This is a genomic window from Streptomyces sp. NPDC059874, from assembly GCF_042731135.1.
Lineage (GTDB): Bacteria > Actinomycetota > Actinomycetes > Streptomycetales > Streptomycetaceae > Streptomyces.
The window spans coordinates 52,662-69,929 of record NZ_JBHWJY010000014.1; the positions used below are offsets into that span (position 1 = coordinate 52,662).

The 17,268-nt window shown below is 72.8% G+C and carries 16 protein-coding genes and 1 pseudogene; 15 read left to right on the top strand and 2 right to left on the bottom strand.

All coding sequences use genetic code 11. The features are described from left to right. Nucleotides 1–21: 21 nt before the first annotated feature. Nucleotides 22–834, bottom strand: a complete 813-nt coding sequence (locus ACFV9H_RS11045; RefSeq protein WP_385396296.1) for an ABC transporter permease — start codon at nucleotides 832–834, stop codon at nucleotides 22–24. Beyond that, nucleotides 831–1,829, bottom strand: a complete 999-nt coding sequence (locus ACFV9H_RS11050; RefSeq protein WP_385396298.1) for an ATP-binding cassette domain-containing protein — start codon at nucleotides 1,827–1,829, stop codon at nucleotides 831–833. The genes ACFV9H_RS11045 and ACFV9H_RS11050 overlap by 4 nt, the downstream gene beginning before the upstream one ends. A 269-nt stretch (nucleotides 1,830–2,098) precedes the next feature. Here ACFV9H_RS11050 and ACFV9H_RS11055 point away from each other — a divergent pair, with 269 nt between their 5' ends. The 15 genes and pseudogenes from ACFV9H_RS11055 (at nucleotide 2,099) to hypE (ending at nucleotide 17,236) form a co-directional block, all read left to right on the top strand. Then, nucleotides 2,099–3,874, top strand: a complete 1,776-nt coding sequence (locus ACFV9H_RS11055; RefSeq protein ID WP_385396300.1) for an enoyl-CoA hydratase-related protein — start codon at nucleotides 2,099–2,101, stop codon at nucleotides 3,872–3,874. Nucleotides 3,875–3,975: 101 nt separating this feature from the next. Next, entirely contained in the window at nucleotides 3,976–5,031 is a 1,056-nt protein-coding gene (locus ACFV9H_RS11060) for a hydrogenase expression protein HypE (protein ID WP_385396302.1), read from the top strand. A gap of 62 nt (nucleotides 5,032–5,093) precedes the next feature. Next, nucleotides 5,094–6,878 (top strand): nickel-dependent hydrogenase large subunit, encoded by a 1,785-nt coding sequence (locus tag ACFV9H_RS11065; protein WP_385396304.1) that lies wholly within the window; start codon nucleotides 5,094–5,096, stop codon nucleotides 6,876–6,878. Then, a complete protein-coding gene (locus ACFV9H_RS11070) occupies nucleotides 6,875–7,411 on the top strand; it encodes a hypothetical protein (RefSeq protein WP_385396306.1) in 537 nt (178 codons plus the stop codon). Before ACFV9H_RS11065 ends, ACFV9H_RS11070 begins: the two co-directional genes overlap by 4 nt. After that, nucleotides 7,408–8,061, top strand: coding sequence for a DUF5947 family protein (locus ACFV9H_RS11075; protein WP_385396308.1), 654 nt, complete (start codon nucleotides 7,408–7,410; stop codon nucleotides 8,059–8,061). The genes ACFV9H_RS11070 and ACFV9H_RS11075 overlap by 4 nt, the downstream gene beginning before the upstream one ends. Then, on the top strand, nucleotides 8,058–8,756 hold the full coding sequence (locus ACFV9H_RS11080) for a DUF6084 family protein (RefSeq protein WP_385396310.1): 699 nt from the start codon (nucleotides 8,058–8,060) through the stop codon (nucleotides 8,754–8,756). Before ACFV9H_RS11075 ends, ACFV9H_RS11080 begins: the two co-directional genes overlap by 4 nt. After that, nucleotides 8,753–10,159: a hypothetical protein gene (locus ACFV9H_RS11085; protein WP_385396312.1), complete on the top strand. Its 1,407-nt coding sequence runs from the start codon at nucleotides 8,753–8,755 to the stop codon at nucleotides 10,157–10,159. The genes ACFV9H_RS11080 and ACFV9H_RS11085 overlap by 4 nt, the downstream gene beginning before the upstream one ends. Continuing rightward, complete coding sequence (locus ACFV9H_RS11090) at nucleotides 10,156–10,704, top strand: hydrogenase maturation protease (protein ID WP_385396314.1); 549 nt, start codon at nucleotides 10,156–10,158, stop codon at nucleotides 10,702–10,704. The genes ACFV9H_RS11085 and ACFV9H_RS11090 overlap by 4 nt, the downstream gene beginning before the upstream one ends. After that, nucleotides 10,701–10,802 (top strand): DUF6893 family small protein, encoded by a 102-nt coding sequence (locus ACFV9H_RS11095; protein WP_385396316.1) that lies wholly within the window; start codon nucleotides 10,701–10,703, stop codon nucleotides 10,800–10,802. The genes ACFV9H_RS11090 and ACFV9H_RS11095 overlap by 4 nt, the downstream gene beginning before the upstream one ends. A 134-nt stretch (nucleotides 10,803–10,936) precedes the next feature. Then, nucleotides 10,937–11,344: a hydrogenase maturation nickel metallochaperone HypA gene (locus tag ACFV9H_RS11100; protein ID WP_385396318.1), complete on the top strand. Its 408-nt coding sequence runs from the start codon at nucleotides 10,937–10,939 to the stop codon at nucleotides 11,342–11,344. Between the two features lie 3 nt (nucleotides 11,345–11,347). Then, nucleotides 11,348–12,205: pseudogene (gene hypB, locus ACFV9H_RS11105) on the top strand (hydrogenase nickel incorporation protein HypB); the annotation flags it as partial. Between the two features lie 173 nt (nucleotides 12,206–12,378). After that, nucleotides 12,379–14,784 (top strand): carbamoyltransferase HypF, encoded by a 2,406-nt coding sequence (hypF, locus tag ACFV9H_RS11110; RefSeq protein ID WP_385396320.1) that lies wholly within the window; start codon nucleotides 12,379–12,381, stop codon nucleotides 14,782–14,784. Further along, nucleotides 14,753–15,040 carry a HypC/HybG/HupF family hydrogenase formation chaperone gene (locus tag ACFV9H_RS11115; protein WP_385396322.1) on the top strand — a complete coding sequence of 96 codons (288 nt, stop codon included), beginning with the start codon at nucleotides 14,753–14,755 and terminating at the stop codon, nucleotides 15,038–15,040. Before hypF ends, ACFV9H_RS11115 begins: the two co-directional genes overlap by 32 nt. Continuing rightward, a complete protein-coding gene (gene hypD, locus ACFV9H_RS11120) occupies nucleotides 15,037–16,179 on the top strand; it encodes a hydrogenase formation protein HypD (protein ID WP_385396324.1) in 1,143 nt (380 codons plus the stop codon). Before ACFV9H_RS11115 ends, hypD begins: the two co-directional genes overlap by 4 nt. Next, entirely contained in the window at nucleotides 16,172–17,236 is a 1,065-nt protein-coding gene (hypE, locus tag ACFV9H_RS11125) for a hydrogenase expression/formation protein HypE (protein WP_385396326.1), read from the top strand. The genes hypD and hypE overlap by 8 nt, the downstream gene beginning before the upstream one ends. The last annotated feature ends 32 nt before the right edge of the window (nucleotides 17,237–17,268 follow it).

Below are 17,268 nucleotides of genomic sequence, written 5' to 3' on the forward strand. Positions count from 1 at the left end.
ATCCTGCCCGAGCCGGACACTTCAGCGGTCCTGGGAACGGTACGCGCGCATCGCCAGCGGCATGAAGACGGCGGCGATGCCCGCCGCCCAGACCAGGGACCACATGATCGGCCGGCCCGCGGGCGTGCCGAGCAGGAGCCCGCGGAAGGCGTCCGACAGGTGCGTGACGGGATTGACCTCCACCCAGGCCTGGAGCCAGCCGGGCATGGTGGAAACCTGGGCGAAGGCACTGCTGGTGAACGTGATCGGGAAGATCACCGTGAAGGCGTAGACCTGCACCTTCTCCGGGTCGCCGGCCACCATCCCGATGAGCACCGCCGTCCACGAGACGGCGGCGGCGAAGATCAGCAGCAGCACCGCCGCACCGAGGAAGCCCGCGAAGCCTCCGCTGACCTCGAAGCCCAGCAGCATGCCCAACGCGATCATCAGCACCATGGCCCAGAGTTGTTTGACCAGGTCGGCGGTGATGCGTCCGAAGAGCGGTGCCGAGCGGGCGATGGGCAGACTCCGCAGTCGGTCGAAGACCCCCTTCGTGAGGTCGGAGTTCAGCGACATGGCGGTGTACATGCTCATGAAGAGCGTGTTCTGGACGATGATCCCCGCGAGCGCGTACTGGAGGTAGTCGCGTGGAGAGCCCGCCATCTGTCCGCCGAAGACGTAGGTGAACAGGAACACGAACATGATCGGCGTGATGCTGTAGTCCACGAGTTCCAGGGGGTTGTGCTTGACCGAGACCAGGCTGCGCCACGCCATGGTCGCCGTCTGCCGCACGGCCGCGAGGGGGCGCACCCTGCCGCCGCGGCCGAGACCGTCGGTGATCGTCGTGGTCGTCATGACGGGCTCCCGGCGTTGACGGACCGGTCGTCGAGGTCCGCGAGCTCTTCCGAGGGCCCTTCCGGCTCCGCGCGGTGTCCGGTGAGCACCATGAACACCTCGTCGAGGGAGGAGCGCCGCAGGGTGAGTTCACCGACCTCGATGCCCACCTGGTCCAGTCTGCGCACGACGTTCGGCATCAGCGCCGGGTCGTTGACCGGGGCTGTGATCCCGTCGCCTTCGATCTTGGTCTGCGGCCCGGCCGCCTCCGTGATCAGGGCGTGCGCCGCGCCCAGATCGGCCGCACGGGCGGGACGCAGTTGCAGGACTTGGCCGCCGACCTGCGACTTCAGCTCGTCCGGGGTGCCGTCGGCGATCACCCGCCCCTTGTCGATCACCACGATGTTGTCGGCGAGTCGGTCGGCCTCGTCCAGGTACTGGGTGGTGAGCAGGGTGGTCATGCCCTCCGAGACCAGCACGCGCAGCATGTCCCACACCTCGCCGCGACTGTGCGGATCGAGCCCCGTGGTGGGCTCGTCGAGGAAGAGGATCTGCGGCCGCCCGACGAGGCTGGCCGCCAGGTCGAGGCGTCGCCGCATGCCTCCCGAGTACGCCTTGGCGGCCCGCCCCGCCGCGTCGGTCAGATGGAAGCGGTCGAGCAGCTCGGCCGCACGGGCCCGGGCCTCCCCCCGCGTCATCCCGAGCAGCCGGCCGATCATCAGCAGGTTCTCCGTACCGGTGAGGTTCTCGTCCACCGCGGCGTACTGCCCGGTGAGGCCGATGAGGGCACGGACCCGCCCCGCCTGCCGTACGACGTCGTGTCCGCCGACCTCGGCGCGCCCCTGGTCCGGTCGCAGGAGCGTGGCGAAGATGCGCACCGCCGTCGTCTTCCCGGCGCCGTTGGGGCCGAGCAGCCCGCACACCGTCCCGGCCGGAACCTGAAGATCCACCCCGGCCAGCGCGTGGGTCTCCTTGAACCGCTTGGCCAGGCCCTCGGCCCGGATCGCGTGCGTCATGGGATCACCTCGTTTCCCCGCGGGAAGCGCCGTCGGTCCTCACCACTGTGACGCATGCCACTGACAGGCGCTTGGCAGCGAGGCGCGCCCACGCTGCCGCCGAGCGGCCCCGCACGCTTGCGCGTTCGGGTGACACCGGCCGCCGGGTTCCGCGCGCTCGCCGCCCGCGTCCCGGAGGATCTCAGGCGGCCGGTCATGCCCCGGTCACTCACTGCCGATCCGGCCGGGCACCTCGCGGCCGCGGATCCGGTCCGTCGCAGGGAGACCCCGTGCACGTCCTGCTCGTCGCGAGCGCTTTCAACAGCCTCACCCAGCGGGTCCACGCCGAGCTGCGCGATCACGGCCACGGCGTCGCGGTGGAGCTGGCGCTCCCGTCCGTCGATCTGGCCGGTGCGGTCCGCCGGCACCGGCCGGACCTGGTGGTCGCGCCGATGCTGACGTCGGCGGTGCCCGAGGAGGTCTGGTCCGCCCACACCTGTCTGATCGTCCACCCGGGCCCCGTCGGGGACCGGGGCCCTTCCTCGCTCGACAGGGCCGTCCAGGACGGGGTCCCTCGGTGGGGCGTCACCGTGCTGCAGGCCAATGCGGAGATGGACGCCGGCGATGTGTGGGCCACGGTCGAATGCCCCGTGCCGGACCCGCCCGAGTCCAAGAGCGCCTGGTACCGGGGCGAGGTCGCCGACGCGGCCCTGGAGGCCGTCCTGCTCGCCGTGGACCGCTTCGCCTCCGGCACGTACACCCCCGAGCCGCAGTCCGGGGGCCGCGCCCGCCCCCTGCTGCGCCAGGAGGACCGCCGGATCGACTGGCTGCGGGACGACACCGAGCGGGTGTTGCGCGTACTGCGCGCCGCCGACTCGCGGCCGGGCGTACGGGACGAGCTGCTCGGCGGCACGTGGTTCCTGCACGGCGGTCACCCCGAGGACGGGCTGCGCGGCCGCCCTGGCGAGCTGATCGCCACCAGGGCGGGCGCGGTCTGCCGGGCCACCGCCGACGGAGCCGTCTGGATCCCGGAGCTACGGGCCCCCCGCGCGCCGGGCCAACCTGCCGCTCCCAAGCTCCCGGCCACGCTCGCGCTCGGGGACCTGCTGCCCGCGCTGCCGGAGCTTCCCGCCCCGACGCAAGCCCGCCCCGGCGCCCGCACCTGGTCCGAGATCGACTACCGCGAGGAGGGCGGGGCCGGGTTCCTGTCGTTCTCCTTCCCCGGCGGCGCGATGAGCACCGCCGACTGCCGGCGCCTGCTGGACGCCTACCGCGCGGCCTGTACCCGACCGACCTCGGTGCTCGTGCTCGGCGGCGGCCGGGACTTCTTCTCCAACGGCATCCACCTCGGCGTCATCGAGGCCGCGGCCGACCCCGCCGAGGAGTCCTGGGCCAACATCAACGCCATGGACGACCTGGTGGAGGCCGTCCTCACCACCACCGACCGGCTGGTGGTCGCCGCCCTGGGCGGGAACGCGGCCGCCGGCGGGGCCGTGCTGGCCCTCGCCGCCGACGAGGTGTGGTGCCGCTCGGGCGTGATCCTCAATCCGCACTACCGGCTGATGGGCCTGTACGGCTCGGAGTTCTGGACGTACACCCTGCCGCGCCGGGTCGGACCCGCGGTCGCGGAGCGCCTCACCACCGAGGCCCTGCCGCTGAGCGCCGAGTCCGCCCGGCGGCTCGGCCTGGTCGACCGGACGATCGGCTGCCCGCCCGCGGTGTTCGCCGACCGGGCCACGGCGCTCGCCGCGCAACTCGCAGGCCACCCGGCCACCGCCGCGCGGATCGCCGGGAAGAAGGCGCGCCGGGAGCTCGACGAGGCGGAGCGCCCGCTGGCCGCCTACCGCGCGGCCGAGCTGGACCGGATGCGGCAGACCTTCTTCGACCCGCAGGCTCCGTACCACGCCCTGCGCCGGGCCTTCGTGCGCAAGGAACGCCCCGGCGCCACCCCGCCCCATCTCGCACGGCCCGTACCGGGTCGGCACGGGTCGCCGCCACCCGCGCGATCGGCTCCCGTCACCGGACCGGCCGTACATGACGGGGCACCCGACCCCGCCGGCTGCTAGCAAGAAGGGTGGGGCCGACGAGTCCCGGGCGGTGACCGGCCGTCCCGTCGAGCCCCTCGCTTCCTCCCCCTCCCCCTCCCCCGTCCCAAGGAGGCATCCGCATGGTTGCAGCAACGCAGGCCCCGGTAGAGGACCCCCTGATCCACATCCTCTGGATCAACGCCGGCTTGAGCTGCGACGGCGACTCCGTGTCCCTGACCGCGGCGATGCAGCCGAGCATCGAGGAGATCGTGACGGGGACACTGCCCGGGCTCCCCCGGATCGCCGTGCACTGGCCGCTCATCGACTTCGAGTGCGGTCCCGTAGGCGGCGCGGACACGTTCATCGAGTGGTTCTTCAAGGGCGAGCGGGGGGAGATCGATCCGTTCGTGCTGGTGGTGGAGGGATCCATCCCCAACGAGAAGATCAAGCCCGAGGGTTACTGGTGCGGCTTCGGCGACGATCCGGCCACCGGGCAGCCCATCACCACCAGCGAGTGGATCGACCGGCTGGCGCCCAAGGCCCTCGCCGTGGTGGCCATCGGCACCTGCGCCACGTACGGCGGCATCCACGCGATGGAGGGCAATCCGACCGGCGCGATGGGCGTGCCCGACTACCTGGGCTGGGATTGGAAGTCCCAGGCGGGGATCCCGATCGTGTGCGTGCCGGGCTGTCCCATCCAGCCGGACAACTTCTCGGAGACCCTGACGTACCTGCTCTACCAGGCGGCGGGCTCGGCCCCGATGATCCCGCTGGACGACAAGCTGCGGCCCACGTGGCTGTTCGGGGCCACCGTCCATGAGGGCTGCGACCGCGCGGGCTACTACGAGCAGGGCCAGTTCGCCGAGACCTACGACTCCCCCAAGTGCCTGGTGAAGATCGGCTGTTGGGGTCCGGTGGTCAAGTGCAACGTGCCCAAGCGCGGCTGGATCAACGGCGTCGGTGGCTGCCCGAACGTGGGTGGCATCTGCATCGCCTGCACGATGCCCGGCTTCCCCGACAAGTTCATGCCGTTCATGGACAAGCCGCCGGGCGCCACGGTCTCCACCAACGCCAGCGGGGCGTACGGCGCCCTGATCCGCAGGCTCCGGGCGATCACGCTGCACACCGTGGACCAGGAACCCAAGTGGCGCCGCACCGGCCAGAAGTTGACCACCGGCTACCGCCCGCCCTGGTGACGGTCCCCCGGCCCCCGGCACACCTCCTCCTCCCGCACTGAAGAAGGGTCACGGCAGACACGATGGAACCGAAGACGAAGGCGGCCGGCGACGGCAGCGGCCTGGTCGAGATGGCGTGGGATCCGATCACCCGGATCGTGGGCAGCCTCGGCATCCACACGAAGATCGACTTCAAGCAGAAGCGGGTCGCCGAGTGCTACAGCACCTCGTCGGTCTTCCGTGGCTACAGCGTCTTCATGCGCGGCAAGGACCCCCGCGACGCGCACTTCATCACCAGCCGCATCTGCGGCATCTGCGGTGACAACCACGCGACGTGTTCCGTGTACGCGCAGAACATGGCCTACGGGGTGAAGCCGCCGCACCTCGCCGAATGGATCATCAACCTCGGCGAGTCCGCGGAGTACATGTTCGACCACAACATCTTCCAGGAGAACCTGGTCGGGGTCGACTACTGCGAGAAGATGGTCCGCGAGACCAACCCCGGGGTGCTGGAGCTGGCCGAGCGGACCCAGGCCCCGCACGCCGGCGAGCACGGCTACCGCACCATCGCCGACATCATGCGCTCGCTCAACCCCATCGAGGGCGAGTTCTACCGCGAGGCGCTCCAGGTCAGCCGCTACACACGGGAGATGTTCTGTCTGATGGAGGGGCGCCACGTGCACCCCTCCACGCTCTACCCGGGCGGCGTCGGCACCATCGCCTCGGTCCAGCTCTTCACCGACTACATGAGCCGCCTGATGCGGTACGTGGAGTTCATGAAGAAGGTGGTGCCGCTGCACGACGACCTGTTCGACTTCTTCTACGAGGCCCTGCCCGGCTACGAGGAAGTCGGCCGCCGGCGCGTGCTGTTGGGTTGCTGGGGCGCCCTCAACGACCCCGAGTACTGCGACTTCACGTACGCCAACATGACCGACTGGGGACGGAAGATGTTCGTCACCCCGGGCGTGATCGTGGACGGCAAGCTGGTCACCAACGACCTCACCGAGATCAACCTGGGCATCCGCATCCTGCTGGGCAGCTCGTACTACGACGACTGGGAGGGACGCGAGCAGTTCGTCACGCACGACCCGCTCGGCAACCCGGTCGACCCGCGCCACCCGTGGAACCAGCACACCATCCCGGCTCCGCAGAAGCGCAACTTCGACGACAAGTACAGCTGGGTGATGTCGCCCCGCTGGTTCGACGGCAAGGACCACCTGGCGCTCGACACCGGCGGCGGCCCGATCGCCCGGCTGTGGTCGACGGCGCTGTCCGGACTGGTCGACGTCGGCTACGTCAAGGCCACCGGGCACAGCGTGGTCATCAACCTGCCGAAGACGATGACCAAGCCCGAGACGCGCTTCGAGTGGCAGATCCCGAAGTGGAGCAACGCCCTGGAGCGCAACCGCGCCCGCACCTACTTCCAGGCGTACGCGGCGGCCATCGCTCTGCACTGCGCCGAGAAGGGACTGGCGGAGGTCCGCGCCGGACGCACCCAGACCTGGGAGAAGTTCGAGGTGCCGAACGAGTCGATCGGCGTCGGCTTCACCGAGGCCGTACGGGGCGTCCTGTCGCACCACATGGTGATCCGCGACGGAAAGATCGCCAACTACCACCCGTATCCGCCGACCCCGTGGAACGCCAGCACCCGCGACACCTTCGGCACACCGGGACCCTACGAGGACGCCGTGCAGAACACCCCCATCTTCGAGGAGAACCCCCCGGAGAACTTCAAGGGCATCGACATCATGCGGGCGGTGCGCAGCTTCGACCCGTGTCTGCCGTGCGGCGTGCACATGTACGTCGGCGGCGGCAAGACCGTCAAGACCATGCACGTGCCCACCGGCCTGAGCGGGCTGGGCGGATGAGCGCCGTGCACGCGGGCGCCCGGGTGGACGCACGGCAGGCGGGGCGCCGAGTGGACGAGGTGCTCGACCGGCTCTCCGCCACGGGCGACCGGGCGGCCTGCGCGGCCGCCGAGGAACTGGTGCGGGTCCTCATGGAGTTCTACGGGGCGGGGCTCGCCCGGATCACGGAGCGGCTCGGCGAGAGCGGCCTGCGTCCGCTGCTGGACGACGACCTCGTGGCGAGCCTGCTGGCCCTGCACGACCTGAACCCCGAGGACGTGGACGTACGGATCGGGCGGGCGCTGCGGGCCGCACGGGAGCCCGCGGAGCTGATCGGCTTCGACCCGGCTTCGGGCGTGCTGCGGCTGCGCGCCCCGGCTGCCGGCGGCTGCGGCTGCGGCGGTTCGGAGGCCTCCGGTGTGCCGCAGGAGGTGACGGACGCCCTGGCGGCCTTCGCTCCCGAGGTGACCTCCGTGGAGGTGGAGACGGCGGCGCCGGCCCCGGCCCTGCTGCAGATCGGCACCCGGACGCACGCCCCGGCACGGGTCCGGTGAGCGGGCCGGCTTCGGCCGCGCGCGGCCTGCGCCGGTTCGCCGGGGCGCGCCCGCCACGCCCCGAGACCTGCGAACTGTGCGGGGTGGTGGTGCCCGAGGACGGCCACCGCCACCTGGTGGAGATCGAGCGGCGGGCCCTGGTGTGCGCCTGCACCGCCTGCGCGCTGCTCTTCGACCGGCCGGGGGCGGTCACCGGCCGCTTCCGCGCCGTCCCGGACCGCTATCTGACCGATCCGGGGCATCCGCTCGACGACGGCGCCTGGGAGGCCCTCCAGATCCCCGTCGGGGTGGCCTTCCTCTTCCGCAACGCCGCGCTGGACCGCCTGGTCGCGCTCTACCCGAGCCCCGCCGGGGCCACCGAGAGCGAACTCGACCCGGAGACCTGGCAGGGCGTGCTCGGCGCCGGACGGCTGGCCGCCCTGCTGGAACCCGACGTGGAGGCGCTGCTGCTGCACCGCGCGGAGGGCCGCACCACCTGCCACCTGGTGCCCATCGACATCTGCTACGAGCTGGTGGGGCGGATGCGGCTGCTGTGGCAGGGCTTCGACGGAGGCGCGGAGGCCCGCGAAGCGCTGCGCGTCTTCTTCGAACGGGTCGAGCGGCGGGCCCGGGCGCTCGCGCCGGACGCGGTGGAAGCGGGCCGGCCATGACGGAGTTCGCCTTCGCCTGCACCGGCGTGCGCGCCGACCCGTACGCCGCCGGTCCGACCCTGGTCTTCAGGCTGCGCGTGACCACCTCGCCCGGGGTCCGGGTGCACGCCGTCGCCCTGCGCTGCCAGATCCGCGTCGAACCCGCCCGCCGGCGGTACGGCCCGGTGGAGGCGGACGGGCTGGCCGACCTGTTCGGTGCCCCCTCCCGCTGGGGATCCACCCTCCAGCCGGTGCAGTTCGCGCAGGTTTCGGTGATGATCCCGAGCTTCACCGGGGAGACCGAGGTCGACCTGGTGGTGCCGTGCACCTACGACATGGACATCGCGGCGACCCGGTACTTCGCCGCGCTCCAGGGCGGTGACGCGCCGCTGCTGATGCTGTTCTCCGGGACCGCGTTCACCGGGGCGGGCGGGTTCGTCGTCGAACCGGTGCCCTGGGACCGCGAGGCGGCCTACCGGATGCCGGTGGCCGTGTGGCGGGAGATGGTCGAGCAGCACTTCCCCGGCTGCGGCTGGCTGCGGCTGCCCGCCGACACGATGGCCGACCTGCTCGCCTTCCGTTCCCGACACGCCCTCCCCTCCTGGGAGGCGACCGTACGCGCCCTCCTGGACACCGCGGCCGCGGCGGGACCGCCGCCGCCCGCGGTCCGGTTGGGGGCGGCGCCACCGCGCGTCACCGAGAGGACGGCTCCGTGACCACGACCGCCGACACGGCAGTACCGGCAACCCGATTCGAGACGGCCCGGCAGGTGGCGGACGCCGTCCTCTTCGAGGGGTACGTCCTCTACCCGTACCGGGCGTCGGCCGCGAAGAACCGGATGCGCTGGCAGTTCGGCGTGCTCGTGCCGCCCGCCTGGGCGCCCGCGCACGAGGAGCACACCTTCCAGCGGACCGAGATCCTGCTGGAGCCCCGGGGCGCGGCGACGCTCTCCCTGGAGCTGCGCTTCCTGCACGCCCAGCGCCGTACGGTCCAACAGGCCCGCCCCGACGGCTCGTTCGAGGAGGTGGCCGAACTGCACCTGGCCGACCGGGTCCTGGTCCCCTGGGACGAGGGCACCGAGGAGCGGGTCGAGGTGTCCGTCCCGGTGGCCGAACTGGCGGGCGCCGAGGCCCTCTTCCCCTTCGCCCGGCCCGCCCGCGAGGAGGTCGAGCCCGTCGTCGACGGCGACGGCCGCACGGTCGGCCGCCTGGTGCGGCGTACGGAGCGGGTCAGCGGCATCCTGCGGCTCTCCGGCGCCGAACTCGGCGGCCCCTACCGGGTGCTGAAGCTCTCGGCGGTGGTGGAGAACACCAGCCCTTGGGCCCCGGACGAGGGTTCCGCGACGCGCGAGGAGGCGCTGCCCCGCTCGCTCGTCGCCGCCCACCTGCTGCTTGGGGTGAGCTCCGGATCCTTCCTGTCGATGACCGACCCGCCCGAGTGGGCCAAGGGTGCGGTCGCGACCTGCGAGAACCGGCACACGTGGCCGGTGCTGGCGGGCGAGCCCGGCCGGGCGGACGTGGTCCTGTCCTCGCCCATCATCCTGGAGGACCACCCCGCCATCGCGCCCGAGAGCGCCGGCGCCATGTACGACGCCACCGAGATCGACGAGATCCTGGCCCTGCGCACCGCGGCCCTCACCGACCAGGAGAAGCGGGAGGCGCGCGGGACGGATCCCCGGGCGGCCGCCGTGATCGACCTGGCCGATTCGATGCCGCCCGAGGTGCTGGAGCGGCTGCACGGGGCGGTCCGGGGCCTGCGCGACATCACCGGCGAGGCCGGGGGCGAGGACCTCGGGGCGCTGTTCCGCCCCGAGTCCCCCTGGTGGGATCCGGCCGGCGCGGACCCCGTGGAACCGGTCCCCGAGCACGTCACGGTCGAGGGCGTCCGGGTGGGGGTCGGCAGCCGTGTGGTCCTGCGCCCCGGGCTGCGGCGGACCGACGCCCAGGACCTGTTCCTCCAGGGCCGCACCGCCCGGGTCGAGGCCGTCCTGCACGATGTCGACGGGGGCGTGCACCTCGCGGTGACCGTGGAGGGCGACCCGGGCGCGGACATCCGCCGGGAGCAGGGCAGGTTCCTCTACTTCCAGCCGGACGAGGTCACCCCCGAGGAGCGCGCGTGAGCGGCCGGACCCTGATCGCCGGCATCGGCAACGTCTTCCTCGGCGACGACGGCTTCGGCGTGGAGACCCTGCGGGCGCTGTCCTCGTACGCGCTGCCGCCGGGCGTGGAGGCGGTGGACTTCGGGGTGCGCGGGGTCCACCTCGCCTACCAGTTGCTCGACGACTACGACACCGTCGTCCTCGTCGACGCCACGGCGCGCGGCGGGGCCCCCGGCACCCTGTACCTGATCGAGGTCGGCGACGACGACGGCGACGCCCGCATCGCGCCGGGAGGGGCCGCCCTCGACGGCCACGACATGTCGCCCGACACCGTCCTCGCCCTGTTGGACACGCTCTGCGCCGGGACCGGCACCGCGCCGCCCCGGCGCATGCTGGTCCTCGGGTGCGAACCCGCCTGCGTCGAGGAAGGCATCGGCCTGAGCGGGCCGGTGGCCGACGCCGTGCCGGAGGCCGTGCGGATGCTCCTGGACCTGCTCCCGCAGGAGGAGGCGCCGGAGGCCGAAGCGGATGACCAGAACCGCCGTGAACTGAGGAGAACCCCATGAAGAAGGCCGTCCTTGGCGCAGTCGGCGCCGTCGCCCTGCTCGCCGTGCTCATGCAGCTGCCCGACATCAAGCGCTACCTGCACATCCGCAGCATGTGAGCCCGTAGGGCCTTTGGAACCGTACGCCCCGGCGCCCGAATGGCGTACGGGGCGTACCGGCCGTCGGCGTGCCCGAGCGCGCCGTCCCCGCCCTACCGGTGTAATGAGCCCCGGCAGGACGGAGACCAGGTCCCATGCACGAGATGTCGATCGCCGTGGCCGTCGTGGGCCAGGTGGAAGAGGCGGCCCCCGAATCGGTGGGCGGCGTGAGCCGAGTGGAGCTCCAGGTCGGGGAATTGGCCGGGGTGGTCCCGGACTCCCTCGCCTTCTGCTTCGAACTGGCCTGCGCCGGAACGGTCCTGGAGGGTGCGGAGCTCGTCACCCGGTCCGTCCCGGCCCGCGCGCGCTGCGCCGCCTGCACGGGCGAATGGGCCGTGGGCATGCCCCCCGAACTGTGCTGTCCCGGCTGCGGAAGGGCCACGGAGGTGGAGCTGCTCTCGGGACGCGAGCTGCGCATCCTCACCGTGACCTGGGAGGACGCCCGGGATCCAGATGCCCCGACCGCGGTCCCCTGCCGCGCACCGATCTCCGAGGAGGCCTGAACCATGTGCCGAGTGGTCGACCTGCAACAGGCGGTGCTCGCCAAGAACGACGGGGCCGCGCAGGCACTGCGCGCCGAACTCACGGCCCGCGGGACGACGGTCGTCAACCTGCTGTCCAGCCCGGGCAGCGGCAAGACCGCCCTCCTGGAGCGGGAACTGCTGCTCGCGCGGGAGCGGGGGGTGGCCGTGGCCGCCCTGACGGCGGACCTGGCCACCGAGAACGACGCGGTGCGGCTGGCCCGTTCGGGGGCGCCGGTGAAGCAGGTGCTGACCGACGGGCTCTGCCACCTGGAGGCCGTGATGCTGGGGCGGCACCTGGAGGGGTGGCTGCCCGAGGAGACCCGGCTGCTGTTCGTCGAGAACGTCGGCAACCTGGTCTGCCCGGCCTCGTACGACCTCGGGGAGTCGCTTCGCGTGGTCCTCGCGTCGGTGACCGAGGGCGAGGACAAGCCGCTGAAGTACCCGACCGCCTTCGGGTTGGCCCAGCTGGTCGTGGTCACCAAGACCGACATCGCGCAGGCCGTCGAGTTCGACGAGGCGGCCTTCCGCGCGAACGTCCAGCGGGTCAATCCGGGGGTGGAGGTGGTGCTCACCTCGGCCCGCGCGGGCGAGGGCCTGGGCATCCTGCTGGACCGGGCGCAGGCGGTCGGGGCGGGGACCGCGGCGCACGCTCCGGTGATGGCACAGGCGTGCGCGTGCGCTCCCGCGCCGGGCGCCGGCCGCGGGCACGACAGCCACGGGCCCGGCCACACGCACGGACCGGGACATGCGCCCGGACACGGGCACGAGCCGGGGCACAAGCACGAGCCCGGGCATGCGCATGACCACGAGCCGGGACACGCGCACGGGCCCGGGCCGGGAGGCACGCACGGGCCGGGGCCTGCGCATGAGCACGGGCCGGGGCACAGGCCCGTGGCCGGGCCCGGGCCGGCGCACGACCACGGGCACGGGCCGGCGCACGGGCACGGCCCTGCGCACGGGCCGACGCTGACGCCCACGCCTACGCCCGCGCCAGCGCAATCGCAGACCCGCTGATGGAGTCCCCGCAGCGCCGCCGGGTCACCGTCCGGGGCGTGGTCCAGGGCGTCGGCTTCCGGCCGTACGTCTACGCCCGCGCCACCGGACTCGGCCTGGCCGGACACGTCACCAACACCCCGGAGGGCGTGGTGACCGAGGTCGAGGGCGCGCCCGCCGCCGTCTCGGCCTTCTGTGAACGCCTCGCGGCGGACGCGCCCCCGCTGGCCGTGGTGGACGCCGTGGACCACTTCGAGGTCCCGGTGGTCGGCGTTGGCGGGTTCTCGATCATCGCCTCCCGGAGCGGCGGCCCGGCCCGGACCCTGGTCTCCCCGGACACGGCCACCTGCGCCGCCTGTCTCGCGGAGCTGGCCGATCCGGCCGACCGGCGCCACCGGCACCCCTTCATCACGTGCACGCACTGCGGTCCCCGCTTCACCATCGTCACCGGGCTGCCCTACGACCGCGCCCACACGACCATGGCCGGCTTCCCGATGTGCGCCGACTGCGCCCGCGAGTACGCCGATCCGGCCGACCGGCGCTTCCACGCGCAGCCGGTGGCCTGCCCGTCCTGCGGGCCCCGGCTGCGGCTGTTGCTCGCCGCGGGCGCGAAGGCCCCGTACGAGCTCACCGGTACCGATCCGGTCGCCGAAGCCCGCCGGCTGCTGACCCGGGGCGCGATCCTGGCGGTCAAGGGGCTCGGCGGTTACCACCTGGCCTGCGATGCCACCCGACCGGGCGCCGTCGCGGAACTGCGCCGGCGCAAGTCCCGCGGCGACAAGCCCTTCGCCGTGATGGCGCGCGACCTCGCCGGGGCGGAGCGACTGGCGCACGTCGGCCCCGAAGAACGTGCCCTGCTCACCGGGAAAGTCCGGCCCGTCGTGCTGCTCCGCAGGCGCGCCGGGGTCCAGGGTCCGGTCGAGGAGGTCGCCCCGCGCAGCCCCGACCTCGGTGTCATGCTCCCGTACACACCGGTCCACCACCTGCTGTTCGGGCTTCCCGGCGATCCCCCCGGTCCCGAGCTGCTCGTCATGACCAGCGGGAACCTCGCGGGCGAGCCCATCGTCACGGACGAGGCCGAGGCACTGGAGCGACTGGCCGGCCTCGCCGACGGATGGCTCACGCACGACCGCCCCATCCACGTGCCGTGCGACGACTCGGTGGTGCGGGTGTGCGACGGTGCCACACTGCTGGTCCGGCGCTCGCGCGGCTACGCCCCGCTGCCGGTCGCGCTGCCGCTGCCGGTCCCCGCCACCCTGGCCACCGGGGGCGACTTGAAGAACGCCCTCTGTCTCGGCGAGGGCCGTCGCGCCTGGCTGTCGGCGCACATCGGCGACATGGACGACCTCGCCACCCAGGTCGCTTTCGAGCGGGCCGAGCGACAGCTCGAGTCCATCACCGGCGTCTCCCCCGAGCTCCTGGCCACCGACCGGCATCCCGGATACCGGTCGGGCCGGTGGGCGGCGCGCAACTCGGGGGGCCGACCGCTGGTGCGCGTGCAGCACCACCACGCGCACATCGCGTCCGCGATGGCCGAACACGGCCTGGACGGCGGCCGGCGGGTGATCGGCATCGCCTTCGACGGCACCGGTTACGGCGACGACGACGCGGTGTGGGGCGGCGAGGTGCTCCTGGCCGACTACGCCGGATACACCCGCTTCGCCCATCTCGCGTACGTGCCGCTGCCGGGCGGTGACGCCGCCGTGCACCGGCCGTACCGGATGGCCCTGTCGCACCTGTGGGCGGCGGGCATCCCCTGGGATCCGGACCTGCCGTGTGTGAGCAGCTGCCCGGGGGACGAACTGCGCGTGTTGTCCCGCCAGTTGGAACTCGACCTGAACTGCGCGGCGACCTCCAGCATGGGGCGCCTCTTCGACGCCGTCTCCTCACTGGCGGGCGTCTGCCACCGCTCCGGCTACGAGGCCCAGGCGGCGATGGAGCTGGAGAGCGCCGCGCTGCGGGCACCGGGGCGCGAGGGCCCCGACCCCGACCCCGGACCCTACGCCTTCGCCCTGAACCTCCCGGCGCCCGACGCCGGCGACGACCCGATCACCGCGGATCCGGCACCCCTGCTGGCGGCGGCGGTCGCCGACCTGCGGGCGGGCGTGGAGCCCTCGGTGATCGCGGCCCGCTTCCATGCCTGCGTCACCGCGCTCGTCGCCAGGCTGTGCGTCCTCGCGCGCGAGCGGCACGGGCTGGACACGGTGGTGCTGACCGGCGGGGTCTTCGCCAACACCCTGCTGTCCTCGGCCTGCGCCCGCGCGCTGCGCGAGCACGGATTCACCGTACTGCGGCACCGTCATGTCCCGCCGAACGACGGCGGCCTGGCACTCGGTCAGCTCATGGTGGCGGCCGCCCGCGACGTCCCCGACCCCCCACAGCGAGGAGAGACCCATGTGCCTGGCGGTACCCGGCAGAGTGCTTGACATCGGGGAGCGGGACGGCACCCGCATGGCCACCGTGGACTTCGGCGGCGTACAGAAGGAGGTGTGCCTGGAGTACCTGCCGGACCTCCGGGTCGGCGAGTACGCCATCGTCCACGTGGGGTTCGCCCTGCAACGCCTGGACGAGGAGTCCGCCAAGCAGACCCTTGAGCTCTTCGCGGAACTCGGCATGTTGCAGGAGGAGTTCGGCGACCCGTGGGAACTGGCCGCGGAGGCCGGCGAGGGAGTGCAGCAGTGAAGTACATCGACGAATTCCAGGACCCGGACCTCGCGCGCCGGCTGCTGGACGAGATCCACGCCACGGTGACCCGGCCCTGGGCGCTGATGGAAGTGTGCGGCGGCCAGACACACACCATCATCCGGCACGGCATCGATCAACTCCTGCCCGATCAGGTGGAGTTGATCCACGGGCCGGGCTGTCCGGTCTGCGTCACCCCGCTGGAGGTCATCGACAAGGCGCTGGAGATCGCCTCCCGGCCGGGTGTGATCTTCTGTTCCTTCGGGGACATGCTCCGGGTGCCGGGGACCGGCCGCGACCTGTTCCGGGTACGGAGCGAGGGCGGCGACGTACGGGTGGTCTACTCCCCGCTCGACGCCCTGACGATCGCCCGACAGAACCCGGATCGCGAGGTGGTGTTCTTCGGGATCGGCTTCGAGACCACCGCCCCGCCGAACGCGATGACGGTCCATCAGGCGAAGCGGCTGGGCATCCCCAACTTCAGTCTGCTGGTGTCGCACGTCCGGGTTCCCCCGGCCATCGAGGCCATCATGCGCTCGCCCAGCTGCCGGGTGCAGGGCTTCCTCGCCGCCGGGCACGTCTGCAGCGTCATGGGCGTGGCGGAGTACCCGGAACTCGCGGCGCGGTACCGAGTCCCGATCGTGGTGACGGGCTTCGAGCCGCTGGACATCCTCGAAGGCGTACGGCGGACCGTGCGCCAGCTCGAACGGGGCGAGCACACGGTGGAGAACGCCTACGCGCGCGCCGTCCGCCCGGAGGGCAATCCGGCCGCCCTCGCCGTGCTGGGGGACGTCTTCGAGGTCACCGACCGGGCCTGGCGCGGCATCGGGGTCATCCCGGACAGCGGCTGGCGACTGTCGGACCGCTACCGGGAGTTCGACGCCGAGCACCGTTTCTCGGTCAGCGGCATCACCACGCGGGAGCCCGCGGAGTGCCGCAGCGGCGAGGTGCTCCAGGGGCTCATCAAGCCGCACGAGTGCGCGGCCTTCGGCACGCTGTGCACCCCGCGCACGCCGCTCGGCGCCACGATGGTCTCCAGCGAGGGCGCCTGCGCCGCGTACTACCTCTACCGCCGGCTCGACCTGCAGGCCGCGCCGAGCTCCCCGACGACGCCGCTGGAGGCGAGCCCCGTTGGCTGAGACCGCACCACTGGACATCACCGGCTGGACCTGCCCGGCCCCGCTGCGCGACCACCCCCGGGTGGTGATGGGCCACGGCGGGGGCGGCGCCCTCTCCGCCGAGCTCGTCGAGCACCTCTTCCTCCCGGCGTTCGGCGGCACCGCCCTGGCCCAGCTGGGGGACTCGGCCGCGCTGTCCCTGGGCGGGGTGCGGCTGGCCTTCTCCACGGACTCCTACGTGGTGCGCCCGCTGTTCTTCCCCGGTGGCTGCATCGGCGATCTGGCGGTCAACGGCACGGTGAACGACCTGGCGATGAGCGGCGCCGAACCGGCCTTCCTCTCCTGCGGGTTCATCCTGGAGGAGGGGGTCGAGCTGTCCGTCGTCTCGCGGGTGGCCCGGGCGATGGGCGACGCCGCCCGGGCGGCGGGCGTGGAGGTGGCCACCGGCGACACCAAGGTCGTCGAGAGCGGGCACGGGGACGGGATCTACGTCAACACCGCGGGCATCGGGGTCATCCCCGCCGGGGTGGACCTGCGCCCGCAGCGGGTGGTGCCCGGCGACGTGGTGATCGTCAGCGGTGACATCGGACTGCACGGCGTGGCCATCATGAGCGTCCGGGAGGGCCTGGAGTTCGGCGTGGACATCGAGAGCGACTGCGCGCCGCTGGGCGGTCTCGTACGGAGCATGCTCGCGGTCACCCCGGACCTGCACGTCCTGCGCGACCCCACCCGCGGCGGTCTGGCCGCCTCGCTGAACGAGATCGCGACGGCCTCCGGCACCGGCGTGGTCATCGAGGAGGCCCGCGTCCCCGTCCCGCCGGCCGTCGCGAACGCCTGCTCGATCCTCGGCCTGGACCCGCTCTACGTGGCCAACGAGGGCAAGCTCGTGGCCTTCGTGCCGCGCGAGCACGCCGAGGCCGTGCTCGACGCGATGCGGGCGCATCCGCTGGGCCGCGGGGCGACCGTGATCGGCGAGGCGGTGGACGCCCACCCCGGCATGGTCGTGGCGCGCACCCGGCTGGGCGGCACCCGCGTGGTCGACCTGCCGATCGGGGAGCAGCTCCCACGGATCTGCTGAGCACGATCCGGGTGGCCCGGGGCTCGGGGGTG

What these genes read in the sequence shown, in the direction of transcription:
- ACFV9H_RS11045 (WP_385396296.1), bottom strand. Translation starts at nt 834, where the DNA reads ATGACGACCACGACGATCACCGACGGTCTCGGCCGCGGCGGCAGGGTG.
- ACFV9H_RS11050 (WP_385396298.1), bottom strand. Translation starts at nt 1,829, where the DNA reads ATGACGCACGCGATCCGGGCCGAGGGCCTGGCCAAGCGGTTCAAGGAG.
- ACFV9H_RS11060 (WP_385396302.1), top strand. Translation starts at nt 3,976, where the DNA reads ATGGTTGCAGCAACGCAGGCCCCGGTAGAGGACCCCCTGATCCACATC.
- ACFV9H_RS11065 (WP_385396304.1), top strand. Translation starts at nt 5,094, where the DNA reads ATGGAACCGAAGACGAAGGCGGCCGGCGACGGCAGCGGCCTGGTCGAG.
- ACFV9H_RS11070 (WP_385396306.1), top strand. Translation starts at nt 6,875, where the DNA reads ATGAGCGCCGTGCACGCGGGCGCCCGGGTGGACGCACGGCAGGCGGGG.
- ACFV9H_RS11080 (WP_385396310.1), top strand. Translation starts at nt 8,058, where the DNA reads ATGACGGAGTTCGCCTTCGCCTGCACCGGCGTGCGCGCCGACCCGTAC.
- ACFV9H_RS11095 (WP_385396316.1), top strand. Translation starts at nt 10,701, where the DNA reads ATGAAGAAGGCCGTCCTTGGCGCAGTCGGCGCCGTCGCCCTGCTCGCC.
- ACFV9H_RS11100 (WP_385396318.1), top strand. Translation starts at nt 10,937, where the DNA reads ATGCACGAGATGTCGATCGCCGTGGCCGTCGTGGGCCAGGTGGAAGAG.
- hypF (WP_385396320.1), top strand. Translation starts at nt 12,379, where the DNA reads ATGGAGTCCCCGCAGCGCCGCCGGGTCACCGTCCGGGGCGTGGTCCAG.
- ACFV9H_RS11115 (WP_385396322.1), top strand. Translation starts at nt 14,753, where the DNA reads ATGTGCCTGGCGGTACCCGGCAGAGTGCTTGACATCGGGGAGCGGGAC.